We start from the raw sequence: 13,271 nt of genomic DNA, 5'->3' as shown, positions 1-13,271 counted from the left end.
CATAGGTCAAAAACCTACAACTTACAAAATGACGAATACAACGAGCTAGAGCACAAGCTTATCCTTATTTTTTTCCAAAAATGCAGGACCGATGCCCTGTACCTCTAAAATGTTCTCGATAGAATTAAAAGCACCGTATTTTTCTCTGTACTCGACGATCGCTTTCGCTTTTTGGACCCCAATACCATTAAGTTTTTGTGCGAGCTCATCAACACTGGCCTGATTAATATTCACCTTATCAGATAGGTCTATGCTTACTCCTGGCTTATTCTCTCCTTTCGGTGAAACCAATGCTGTCGCCTTCTCCGTCTCAATCTTTTTAGCTGAAACAAATGAAGAAAAAGGACATAGCATTGTAATAACCAATGTCACACCCAACCCTTTTTTAATTTGCTTTATCCATGGCATAGCTACTCTCCTGTATGTGTAGAGACGCTACAATGTCAAAAGTGTAGTCAAAAAGCATTTGAGGAAGTTTTAGAATGGGAAAGGCCACCCAAAGGTGGCCTTTAATTATGGAGATTACAATCTTAGTTGCGAAACTGCTCGCAATTATTCAAGATTTTGTATTTCAATTTTTGCATTTGAACGTAAATTCAAGATCAGTGCTTCATTAACAGCCGCACTCATTGCACCTTGATATTCACGAGTCAGTTGACTTAGCTCTTCTTTAGTCGGTTGCCCTAAAGTAACTTTATCTAATTGAATAATAACAAGGTTATCTTGTTCATCACGCGCTGTTGTATAGGTTGGCTTACCTTCAAGCGGTTGAGGCATTTCCATGGTCGCATTAGTTATTGCTGTTTGCGGCATTAGACGAGAAATCTTCTGAACATCAGCAAATTTAATACCTGCCGCGTTAAGCGCCTCTTCACCTTTGCCAGCTTTTAGCTCTGCAACCAATTTATCACCTTCAGCTTTCAGCTGGGCATCTGCTTTTTGACGTTTAACCAGCGCTTCAATATCTGATTTCACTTTTTCAAATGGCTCTGTCATTTCCGCTTTAAAGTGAGTAACACGTACAACAAATGCACGGTCACCTTCGACGTTAATTACATCAGAGTTAATGCCTGTCGAACCATTTTTATCAACAAGACGCTCACTGAATATTTCATTAACTACTTTCGGGAAATTTAATGCTGCTGGTGGATTATTACGGTCAAACCAATCAGTTGTAGCAATTTTCAAACCTGATACATTTTCAACAGATATTAATGATTCATTATCATTCGTTGCAGCTTCACTGACTTTTTGCTGTAAATCATAGAACTGTTTGATGCTTTTATCTTGAAGCAAAGTAACTTCAAGACTTTCTTTAACTTCATCAAGAGGCTTAACAACTTCAGGTTTAATATCATCTAAGCGGAAAATCACATAACTATCTTGTGATTTAATCGGCGTAGAAACTTGCCCTTTTTCCGTTAAATTAGCACTAATAAGTTCACTTGGCGTCGACGAAGCTTCCATCCAACCAATTGCACCTTTATTTGCAGCACTATATTTATCTGTTGATTTTTCAGTTGCTATCGCAATAAAATCAGCGCCATTTTTAAGTTCATTGACGATATCATTTGCTTCTTTCTCTGATGCAACTTGGATCATGCTGTAATGCTTTTGCTCTGCCTGAGTATAGTTTTTCAGGTTTTGCTCATAAAAAGCTTTAATTTCTTCGTCAGTAATCGTTGCCTTCGGCATTGCCGCGGCATCCATTTCTACATAGCTGACTTGTACTTGCTCAGGCGCAATAAAGCTATTTTGATTAGCATCATAATAAGCCTTCAGTTCATCTTCTGAAATAACTTGCTTAGCTTGAATTTGTGCTAAAGATAATGTTGCAGTACGAATTTCACGCTCTTGCATGAACAGCTCAGCATAAGTCTTTACTTCTGATGGTAACGCAAAATCAGTACCTGTAAATGACTTGGAAAGTTGTGCACGAACGAGATCTTGGCGCATTTGTGCAGCAAAATTATCCGCATTAATATTATATCGGTTTAATACATCACGATATTTTTCACTATCAAATTGCCCATTGGTTTGAAAAATAGGCATGGCAAAGATGGCTTGCTCTATCTGCTTGTCGCTCGCAGAGAGTCCTAGCTCATTAGCATATTGATTAATCAATTGATTATTAATCAGGCTATCCAGTGCTTGGCGGCGCAGCATATTCATGCTTTCTTCATTGCTAGCAACCTCGGAGAATTTATCTCCCAGATATTCCTGTAAAGACTGACGTTCCTGCTGGAAGGCCTGTTGCAATTGTTCTCTGCTGATGGGTTGTCCATTAACCTCTGCGGCATTATTTCCACCACCGCCTAAGCCTCCCCCCATCATCACGCCACCCAGAACGAATGACAGGATAATCAGCGCTAGTACTATTTTGAGAAAAGGACTATTCGCCTTCGTGCGTAAATTTTCCATCATAAAAAGGCTTAACTCCGCTTTGTTGAATTCAATTTCTTAGGGGTCGTCGATCTTTCAAGGTGAATTTTTTCGAAATAAAAGCATTTTAATCGAGGTGAGAGGCTTGCCGCCTAGTCACCTAGGTAAAAAGCGCTCAACACAACATAAAACGAGTCGAACGTCTTTTAATCGAACCCTCAGGCAGCTTTTATTCATCACAATACTCGTGAAAGATAAAATTACACTATTTTCAATCTAAAATTGCTGAAAAAATAAGCTTAGAAGGATCAACAACCCCTATAATACGCTAATCTTAACGCAGATAGAAAAAAAAGCGCACCATTTCCATGGTGCGCTTATATATTAGCTGATTAAAAACATTCCGTCAGTTTGAGTTTTCGCAAAAACCCAATAAAGACGGAAACTAAAAATCAATTAGCTATTAACAGCGTCTTTAAGACCCTTGCCTGGACGGAAGGCAGGTACTTTAGCCGCAGCAATTTGGATTTCTTTACCAGTTTGCGGGTTACGTCCTGTGCGAGCTGCACGCTCACGAACAGAAAATGTACCAAAGCCAACTAGAGCAACATCGTCTCCTTTGCTCAGAGAACCTGTTACAGAAGCAACGAACGCATCAACAACACGGCCAGCTGCAGCTTTAGAAATATTTGAATCAGAAGCAATTTGATCAATCAGTTGAGACTTATTCACTCTTATCATCCCCATATTAGTTATGACTATCTATCTCTTAGTTAGCAATATTAGTATAGCCAACTAATGATGCAGTCGTTATATCAATCCTGAATACCAATGGCAAGAGAACAGATTACATACAAACAATTATCAGAATCATCGTTAAGTTAACGATGAAAAAAAAGGCTGACAAGTCCTAAATTAGGTGTCAGCCTTAGTTTTATACAAACTTCTTGATTCAGCTCACTCTTTTCGCTTTAGTTTTTACAACCTCAGCACCAAAAACTGGGTTTACTAACGCAATAGCGAGTACTTCTTCAATCGTTTTTACTGGATGAATTTCAAGATCTGCAATCACATTTTGTGGAATCTCTTCCAAATCGCGTTTATTTTCATCAGGGATTAATACTGTTTTTATCCCTCCGCGGTGTGCTGCTAATAATTTTTCTTTTAATCCACCAATCGGTAAAACTAACCCTCTTAAGGTAATTTCACCTGTCATTGCAACATCAGCTCTTACAGGGTTACCTGTTAGGCAAGAAACTAACGCTGTAGACATCGCAATACCTGCACTTGGGCCATCTTTTGGCGTTGCCCCTTCAGGCACATGCACATGGATATCGCGTTTTTCATAAAAATCGTTATTAATACCGAGTTTTTCAGCACGAGCACGAACAACGGTTAATGCAGTTTGAATAGACTCTTGCATTACCTCACCAAGAGAACCGGTATAAGTTAATTTACCTTTACCTGGTACACAGGCCGTTTCGATAGTCAGTAAATCACCACCAACTTCGGTCCATGCTAATCCTGTTACTTGCCCAACACGATTTTCGGTATCTGCCTGACCATAATCAAAGCGACGTACGCCCAGATAGTCTTTTAGGTTTTCCGCATTAATTTCAATGTGTTTAAGCTTTTTATCCATCAACAATGCTTTAACTGCTTTACGACATAATTTCGAAATTTCACGCTCTAAACTACGAACACCAGCTTCACGCGTGTAGTAACGAATAATGCTCATTAAGGCACTGTCATCAATGGTCAGCTCACCTTTTTTCAAAGCATTGCGTTCAATTTGCTTAGATAACAAATGACCTTTAGCAATGTTCAGTTTTTCGTCTTCGGTATAACCAGACAATCGAATGACTTCCATACGATCCAACAATGGCGCAGGAATATTCATCGAGTTAGATGTTGCTACGAACATTACATCAGAGAGATCGTAATCAACCTCTAAGTAATGATCGTTAAATGCCACATTTTGCTCTGGATCTAACACCTCTAATAATGCAGATGCAGGATCTCCACGCATGTCCGAAGACATCTTATCTATTTCATCCAACAAGAAGAGTGGGTTTTTAACCCCCACTTTTGCCATTTTCTGAATGAGCTTACCTGGCATTGAACCGATGTAAGTACGGCGGTGACCACGAATTTCAGCTTCATCACGCACGCCACCAAGTGCCATACGGGTATACTGGCGGCCAGTTGCTTTCGCAATTGACTGCCCAAGAGAAGTTTTACCCACTCCCGGAGGCCCAACCAAACACAAAATTGGACCTTTAATTTTACTGACGCGGCTCTGCACTGCCAAATATTCTAAAATACGATCTTTGACGCGTTCTAAACCATAATGATCGGTATCTAGGACTTCTTGCGCTTTCACTAAATCTTTTTTAACTTTACTGCGCGCATGCCATGGAACTTGGATCATCCAATCAATATAGCTACGAACAACCGTCGCTTCTGCCGACATTGGAGACATCATTTTCAGCTTTTGCAGTTCTGCTTCCGCTTTTTCTTGAGCCTCTTTTGGCATTTTCGCTTCTTCGATTTTACGTTTCAGCGATTCGTGTTCATCAGGTGCATCATCCATTTCGCCAAGTTCTTTTTGAATCGCTTTCATTTGCTCATTCAAATAGTACTCGCGCTGGCTTTTTTCCATCTGTTTTTTGACACGATTACGAATGCGTTTTTCCACTTGCAGCAGCTCGGTTTCTGATTCCATCATGGCCATCAAAAACTCAACACGCTCTGCAATATTTGCCATTTCTAGAACACGCTGCTTATCAGCCAATTTTAATGGCATATGGGACGCAATGGTATCAGCTAGCTTATCTAACTGATCTTGTTCAATAGAATGCAAAGAAGTCAGTACTTCCGGTGGAATTTTTTTATTCAGTTTAATGTAACTTTCAAACTGGCTGACAATAGTACGATATAAAACTTCTTGCTCTTTTTCATCAACAAGACTTACTGTTTTAGACTCATTCGAAGCTGCTGTTTCATCATAAACAGCTTCAGTATGCTCTGTAATTTCCTGAGCAAGATATTCAGCTTGCGCTAAGAAGTATTCGCCGTTGTCCGTCAGACTTGTGATACGAGCACGTCGTAAACCTTCAACGAGAACTTTAACGGTACCGTCAGGTAATTTCAGCATCTGAATAACAGAAGCGACAGTACCAACTGCAAATAGGTCGTTCACCCCAGGTTCATCCGTTGAGGCTTCTTTTTGCGCAACCAGCATGACTTGTTTGTCATGATCCATCGCTGCTTCCAGACTATGAATGGATTTTTCACGTCCAACAAACAGTGGGATCACCATGTGTGGGTATACCACTACATCACGCAGAGGCAATACTGGTATTTCAATGCGTTCGGAACGCTCTGGATTCATAAAGCTCTCTCTTCGTTTAGCTGATGCTAGTTTAAGGGTTTCAGCCTATTATTTTGATATAACACTATCAAAACAAAGAAACCACACCTCAGAATATAAACTATATGGGGACAAGATTTTAGCATTCAATGGCTAGTTGAATATAAAAAACAAAATGAGGGAAAGCCCTCATTTTGTCTGATTATTTATTGAACACATTGGGGATTAATTATCGCCAGAAGCCTGTGCATCCGGTTTGCTATAAATAAGCAATGGCTCTGACTGCTCATTAATCACATTCTCATCCACAACAACTTTTTCAACATCACTCATTGAAGGAAGGTCATACATGGTATTTAGCAGCGCGCCTTCTACGATTGAACGTAGACCACGAGCACCTGTTTTACGCACCATTGCCTTTTTGGCAATTGCTTTGAGTGCTTCTTCACGGAACTCAAGTTCAGTTCCTTCAAGATTAAACAGAGCTTGATACTGCTTAGTTAATGCATTTTTAGGCTCTTTCAGAATTTGAATCAGCGCTTCTTCGCTCAGCTCAGTTAAGGTTGCCACAACTGGCAAACGACCTATAAACTCAGGAATTAGACCAAACTTGATCAAATCTTCAGGTTCAGCTTGCGTTAATAATTCACCTTCCGTCGCTTTATCAGATTCGCCTTTCACTTCTGCGGCAAAACCAATACTTGAACGTATATTTAAACGTTGGCTAATTACTTTATCGAGACCCGCAAAAGCACCACCACAAATGAACAAAATTTTAGAGGTATCAACCTGTAAAAACTCTTGTTGAGGATGCTTACGACCACCTTGTGGTGGAACCGCTGCAACCGTGCCTTCGATAAGTTTAAGCAACGCTTGCTGCACACCTTCACCGGATACATCACGTGTAATCGATGGATTATCTGATTTGCGTGAAATTTTATCGATTTCATCGATATAAACAATCCCGCGCTGAGCTTTCTCTACATCATAATCACATTTTTGTAGCAGTTTTTGAATGATATTTTCAACGTCTTCACCCACATAACCGGCTTCGGTTAATGTCGTTGCGTCTGCCATTGTAAATGGAACATCCAAATAGCGTGCGAGTGTTTCTGCCAGCAGGGTTTTACCGCTACCTGTTGGACCGATAAGCAAAATATTACTCTTGCCTAATTCAACACCATCGCTCGTTTTATCACCATTACGTAGACGTTTGTAGTGATTATAAACAGCTACCGCTAAAACTTTTTTCGCTTTCTCTTGACCAATTACGTAATCATCAAGATGTTGTCTAATTTCATGGGGCGTTGGCAATTCACTACGCTCACGCTGTGGAGCGAGTTCTTTGATCTCTTCGCGGATGATATCGAGACATAAATCTACGCATTCGTCACAAATATAAACTGACGGACCGGCAATCAGCTTACGGACTTCATGCTGACTTTTTCCGCAGAAAGAACAGTACAATAGCTTACCTGCCCCCTCTTTGCGTTTATCTGTCATCAGTTGACCTCACTTTTATTCATATCGCCTAGTTTCAGTTAATTAACCGTAAAACAAGACAACTAATTTCTAAAAAATTTTATGATATAAACTTATATTTTATACCAAAAAGTAAGCATATTAACGGCTAGTATAGATATGGTCGACTAAACCGTACTCTTTAGCTTCACTAGCAGATAAGAAGCGATCACGCTCAGTATCACGATTAATCTCTTCGATGGATTTACCTGTATGACGAGCCATCAATTCATTCATTCGTGATTTCACTTTTAAAATTTCTTGAGCATGAATTTCAATATCGGTTGCTTGCCCTTGGTAGCCACCTAACGGTTGGTGGATCATCACGCGAGAATTTGGTAAACAAAAACGCTTACCTTCAGTTCCTGCAGTTAGCAAAAATGCCCCCATGGAACATGCTTGTCCCATACAAATAGTACTAACGTCTGGTTTAATAAACTGCATCGTGTCATAAATTGACATACCTGCTGTGATCACACCACCAGGGGAGTTTATATAGAGCTGAATATCTTTTTCTGGATTTTCTGCTTCAAGAAATAGCATCTGAGCGACAATTAAATTCGCCATATGATCTTCCACTTGACCTGTCAGGAAGATAATACGTTCTTTTAATAAACGTGAATAAATATCGTATGAGCGCTCACCTCGAGAGGTTTGCTCAATAACCATTGGCACAAGTGCCATTTGGGATGCTAGCTGCTCTTGACCGCCAAAATGTGACATCAAAATCTCCTATTAAAAACTTTCTGGTGCTTGCGCCTAATTTGCTGTCTGTCCGCCATTTTGGGTTAGAAACCATGCTACAAACAAACAATTTGTCTTTAAAAATTTCTTGAGTCTACCTACTTGAGTCACCCATTTATTTCGTACTTTCAACCAGATTGGCACAAGGTAACGAATTAAATTAGTAGAAATTCAGCTAAGTCTGCTGTCGAAAACAAGACGCTCATTAAAATAGTTTAACACAACTCTGTAGGGTTACACGGATTTATACCGAGGAAAATCCCTACTTGATATTGAAAAATGACAAAATACCTCGTCACGTTTTATCTAATGTGTTGACTCTATAATTAGGGTTTAAATATGATTTTCAAGTGACTTTATCGTAATTAACAAAAAGTCTGAATTTAAAAAGCTTTAATTGACAAAAAACCCGCAGCGAAACACTACGGGTTTATTATTTTGTACAACTAAAAAGAAAAATTAACCAGCTTGAACTTGATTCATCAGTTCAGTGAAGTTAGTTTCTTTTTCAGTTACTTTAGCGGCAGCAAGGATAGTTTCAACTGCTTGCTCTTCTAAAGCTAAGTTACGAACACTGTTCATCAGCTCTTCATTTTTGCTGTAGTATTCGATAACTTCTGATGGATCTTCGTAAGCAGATGCCATTTCTTCGATCAATGTTTTCACACGATCTTCATCAGCTTTCAGCTCGTTCTTGTTGATCACTTCGCCTAACAGCAAACCGATAACAACACGACGTTTTGCTTGTTCTTCGAACAATTCACGTGGTAATTCCATCGCTTGTTGTTCGTTGCCACCAAAACGCTGAGCCGCTTGACGACGCAGAACATCGATTTCACCATCAACAACTGCTGCTGGAACATCAACATTGTTCGCAGCGATCAAGCCATCAAGTACTTGTGCTTTAACACGGTTACGAACTGCATTTTTCAGTTCACGTTCCATGTTTTTACGCACTTCTGTACGCAGACCATCTAAAGAGCCATCTGCAATACCAAAACGCTTGATAAATTCTTCAGTGAATTCAGGTAATTCGCGTTGTTCAACTTTCTTAAGAACGATAGCAAATTTAGCCGCTTTACCTTTTAGGTTTTCAGCGTGGTAATCTTCTGGGAAGTTAACTTCGATGTCGAATTCTTCACCGGCTTTATGACCAACAATACCCTCTTCAAATCCAGGGATCATACGGCCTTCGCCCATAACGAGTGCGAAATCTTCAGCTTTACCGCCTTCGAACTCTTCACCATCGATAGAACCGTTAAAATTAACAGTAACACGAGAATCAGCAGCTGCCGCTTGTTCAACTTCTTTCCATTCTGCTTGTTGTTTACGCAGAGTTTCCAGCATGTTTTCCAGATCTTCATCTTTTACTGAGACAGCTGGCTTTTCAACTTCAATAGTTTCTAAACCTTTCAGTTCGATTTCTGGATAAACTTCAAATTCAACCGAATAAACGAAATCTTTACCTTCATCGAGTTGTTCCGGCTTATAGCTAGGAGCACCCGCTGGATTGATTTTTTGTTCAATGATTGCATTGATAAAGTTACGTTGCATAACATCGCCTAGAACGTCTTGCATAACAGACGAACCATAACGCTGTTTAACGATAGTCATTGGTACTTTTCCTTTACGGAAACCATCAACACGTACTTTCTTAGCAACGCTAACTAGCTCGCTATTTACTGCTTTTTCAATATCAGCGGCAGGAACGGTGATTGTTACACGACGCCCAAGGCCTTGAGTCGTTTCAACAGAAACTTGCATCTTCTTACCTCAAAAAAAATCTTAGTGATCGGTCTACTTCAGAGTTATGCCATTAAATCATTAGTGGCTTTCTCCCTTCCAGAACCGGGGGCATTGTTTTCACAACACTCATCCCTGATATCAGAAGCGTCCCGAAACCTTACTGAAAATTAGACGCAACATTATACCGATGCATGCGCTCTGAGTCGAGAAAAGCCGATAAAAGAAGCGATTAATCCTCTAATTTTGTGACTTTTCTGACTAAAATTCCATTTCTTCAACAAAATTGAAGAAAAATCATTCATCAATTTGATACTAAGTATATTAAAAATGATGAATTTCAGTATTCATATAAAATCAGTTTTCAAAAATAAACTCTCGAATTAGCCGTTAGCTTTACCCGCACCACGACATGCAGGTGATTTCAATGCGGTGTTAGTTAACCCATCCCACTCTTGTGGCGTATACGTATGTAACGCCAAAGCATGGATACTACCCGCTAATTCGTCTGCTAAAATAGCATAAATTTCTCGATGACGACTAAGCATTCGTTTATTTTCGAACTTTTCACTGACTAAAATGACTTTAAAATGACTTTCTGAACCTGGCAATACATTATGTTGATAGCTTTCATTTATCACTTCCAAATGAGCAGGTTCAAAAGCCGTGTGTAACTTTTGACTCACACGCGATTGCATATCCTGCGATACATTGGCGACCATAAAAAACTCCTTACTTAGAGGCTTATCTAGTATTGATAAATCCAGTAAACTACACCGCAAGCTATATTGCGAATCACACTATGAGCAACACCAAATCTTGCAATTTTATTGTAGAAAAATCTGATAATTGCAACTTTATATTATGACCGCTTCGCATTTATACGAAGCTTATACGACTTTTTTCAAAAACTGCTGTCTAACAGTTCAAGTAAAATAAACCATATTGCTGTTGCTCTAATTGCATTGCTATAATTGCCGCTATCCGCACCATAGCGGAACATTTTCAATTAGGAAAGATTAACTGGAAAAAATTATGTTAAGAAAACTGTGTTTTCCTCTTTTTGCCTTGTTTTTGCTTGCCGGTTGTACCGCAAGTAATAATACATTATCGCTTGAACCCAAGATTACCTTACCTGCTAAAAATCCAACACTGAATGCAACATCAATCAGTGTGAGTAGCGTTGATAATCGTACTCAAAAATCATTAGCTGAAGTTAACCGCGATGGTAGCTTAGTTGTACTTAATCCGTCTCGTGACCCACGCTATTTGATGCAAGAAGCAGTAGAAAAACAGATGGCAGCACGTGGTTTTATGGTCACATCACCTGCAAATATTAACTTAGTTGTTCAATTGAATAAGTTAGATGCCAAAGTTACTGAAGGAAGCCTACGCCACAATATCACCGTCAATTCAAGTGTAAGTGTCAATGCGACTGCCCCTAATGGCTCAACAAAAACACGTTCATTTACCCGTAACTTTAATACGCAAGAACTGCTAGGCGCGACGAATGCAAAAATTCAAGCGGCTATAAACAGTGCTCTTAGCGATTTAATTACCGATATGGCGAATGACCAAGAATTAACTGATTTTATCAGACAAAATTCTCGCTATTAATAATTACAAATATCGCTGTTTAACATAAGCTCTCCCAAGAAGCATATAATAAGAATGCGACTTGGGTAGCGCAATGTTGTACTGCCTTTTATACCAATATGCTGAAACACGACATATAACGAGAATTACTCTAATTAATTTCATGTTGCCAGTAGAAAGAAAATGAGTGAAGCCAAGACCCCTGTAGCGCGAATAAAACAGGTGTCGGTAAAAGGAAGAATATGCCACGCACCACCTTCAGACTACCTAACAACATTATATTAATACTATTGGGATTCGCTTCTGGCTTACCATTGGCACTTACTGCAGGCACATTACAAGCGTGGTTAACGGTTGAGAATGTTGATATCCGTACCATTGGTTTTTTCTCTCTCGTTGGTCAAGCTTATGTTTTAAAATTTTTGTGGTCTCCAATGATGGATCGCTACACTCCATCCTTTTTAGGTCGACGTCGAGGTTGGTTACTAACCACTCAAATTTTACTCATTATTAGTATTGCAACAATGGGTTTCATGAACCCTTCGCAACATTTATGGTGGCTTGCTTCATTAGCCGTCATTGTGGCATTTTGTTCCGCATCACAAGATATCGTATTCGATGCTTATAAAACTGACTTATTAAGCGCCGAAGAACGTGGTCTTGGAGCCGCAACATCTGTAATGGGCTATCGCATCAGCATGCTCGTTTCTGGTGGTCTTTCCCTTTGGCTAGCTGACAAGTTTCTGACATGGCAACAACTTTACTTGCTGATGGCAGGACTAATGCTTATCGGTGTGATTGCAACATTACTCGCCAAAGAGCCCACCGAAAATATCGCGCCCCCCGCCTCACTCAAAGATGCTATTTATGAGCCTCTCGCCGAATTTTTTAGTCGTAACAATGCATGGTTAATCTTATTGCTACTGGTTTTTTATAAGATGGGTGATGCCTTTGTAATGGCGCTAAATACCAATTTCTTATTGAATGCGTTAGGTTTTAGTTTAAGTGAAGTTGGTACCGTCAATAAAACAGTTGGGATGGCTGCAACAATTGTTGGAGCGCTTCTTGGTGGTTACTTAATGAAGAATATGAGCTTATTTAAAGCGCTATTCGTCTTTGGGGTCTTACAAGGCGTTTCTAATATTGGTTATTGGTTTCTGGCAGTCACGCCGCCGAATATCATTAGTATGGGTTCAATCATTTTTCTTGAAAATATTTTTTCTGGAATGGGAACCGCAGCGTTTGTTGCCCTTTTAATGACCTTATGTAATAAATCATTGTCAGCGACTCAATTTGCCCTTCTTTCTGCCTTATCTGCTGTTGGACGTGTCTATATTGGTCCTATTGCCAGTATTTTTGTAAGCACCTATGGTTGGCCACTCTTTTATTTAATTTCAATTGGTGTCGCTGTGCCAGGAATATTATTACTTCTAGCTTGCCGAACATCCTTAGTTTACACGCAAACGACTGGGCTATTCCAACGTCGCGAACAATATCCAAGTGGCTATAAAATTGCAGTCTATACCTTACTTACGGCAGTGAGCTTTCTAGCAATATGGCTACTAACCCTGCTTGTTTGTTCATTTAGCGGCGTAAAAATTTATTTATTTACAACACAGATATCATTTTGGCTTAACCTGCCTTACTACCAAAATATTATTTTCAATATCGGGGTTTCTATCGGTGCGCTGAGTTTGATCATCGGTGGTAGCTTAGACTTCTTAGCTGTACGTAAAATCGTCAAACAGTAAATCATCTATTCATAACATTAATTACCTAAGCTAATGCTATTAGTTTAGGTAATTTAATTCATCAATAAAAATCAGCCTCATCAATACAAACCATCTCCTACACTCAAATATCGTGATCAAACTCACTTTATCAAACCAATATGTTTTTTAATTGTTATTTA

At 39.4% G+C, this 13,271-nt stretch carries 10 protein-coding genes; 2 read left to right on the top strand and 8 right to left on the bottom strand.

All coding sequences use genetic code 11. The features are described 5' to 3' along the window. Positions 1–45: 45 nt before the first annotated feature. The 8 genes from AAZR93_RS19260 to bolA form a co-directional block, all read right to left on the bottom strand. Positions 46–408: a ComEA family DNA-binding protein gene (locus AAZR93_RS19260; RefSeq protein ID WP_434720766.1), complete on the bottom strand. Its 363-nt coding sequence runs from the start codon at positions 406–408 to the stop codon at positions 46–48. A gap of 144 nt (positions 409–552) precedes the next feature. Further along, a complete protein-coding gene (ppiD, locus tag AAZR93_RS19255; RefSeq protein ID WP_434720765.1) occupies positions 553–2,424 on the bottom strand; it encodes a peptidylprolyl isomerase in 1,872 nt (623 codons plus the stop codon). Between the two features lie 414 nt (positions 2,425–2,838). Then, complete coding sequence (hupB, locus tag AAZR93_RS19250) at positions 2,839–3,114, bottom strand: nucleoid-associated protein HU-beta (protein ID WP_294108466.1); 276 nt, start codon at positions 3,112–3,114, stop codon at positions 2,839–2,841. 220 nt (positions 3,115–3,334) lie between these two features. Beyond that, on the bottom strand, positions 3,335–5,776 hold the full coding sequence (gene lon / locus AAZR93_RS19245) for an endopeptidase La (protein WP_434720764.1): 2,442 nt from the start codon (positions 5,774–5,776) through the stop codon (positions 3,335–3,337). A 204-nt stretch (positions 5,777–5,980) separates the two neighbouring features. Continuing rightward, the gene (gene clpX, locus AAZR93_RS19240; RefSeq protein ID WP_294108462.1) at positions 5,981–7,258 is read right to left on the bottom strand and encodes an ATP-dependent protease ATP-binding subunit ClpX; all 1,278 of its coding nucleotides are present in this window, start codon (positions 7,256–7,258) and stop codon (positions 5,981–5,983) included. A gap of 120 nt (positions 7,259–7,378) precedes the next feature. Then, positions 7,379–7,999 (bottom strand): ATP-dependent Clp endopeptidase proteolytic subunit ClpP, encoded by a 621-nt coding sequence (gene clpP, locus AAZR93_RS19235; protein ID WP_294108460.1) that lies wholly within the window; start codon positions 7,997–7,999, stop codon positions 7,379–7,381. A 480-nt stretch (positions 8,000–8,479) separates the two neighbouring features. After that, positions 8,480–9,784, bottom strand: coding sequence for a trigger factor (tig, locus tag AAZR93_RS19230; protein WP_294108458.1), 1,305 nt, complete (start codon positions 9,782–9,784; stop codon positions 8,480–8,482). A 362-nt stretch (positions 9,785–10,146) separates the two neighbouring features. Continuing rightward, positions 10,147–10,485, bottom strand: a complete 339-nt coding sequence (gene bolA / locus AAZR93_RS19225; RefSeq protein WP_434720763.1) for a transcriptional regulator BolA — start codon at positions 10,483–10,485, stop codon at positions 10,147–10,149. 313 nt (positions 10,486–10,798) lie between these two features. Here bolA and AAZR93_RS19220 point away from each other — a divergent pair, with 313 nt between their 5' ends. Beyond that, the gene (locus AAZR93_RS19220; RefSeq protein WP_294108453.1) at positions 10,799–11,380 is read left to right on the top strand and encodes a YajG family lipoprotein; all 582 of its coding nucleotides are present in this window, start codon (positions 10,799–10,801) and stop codon (positions 11,378–11,380) included. A 221-nt stretch (positions 11,381–11,601) separates the two neighbouring features. Further along, on the top strand, positions 11,602–13,110 hold the full coding sequence (gene ampG / locus AAZR93_RS19215; protein ID WP_434720762.1) for a muropeptide MFS transporter AmpG: 1,509 nt from the start codon (positions 11,602–11,604) through the stop codon (positions 13,108–13,110). Positions 13,111–13,271 lie beyond the last annotated feature (161 nt).

Origin of the sequence: Providencia sp. Je.9.19, from assembly GCF_051129765.1 — a bacterium.
In the GTDB taxonomy this organism is placed as follows: Bacteria; Pseudomonadota; Gammaproteobacteria; order Enterobacterales; family Enterobacteriaceae; genus Providencia.
Note: the sequence above shows the minus strand (reverse complement) of the source record. Positions and strands in the feature narration are given on the sequence as shown.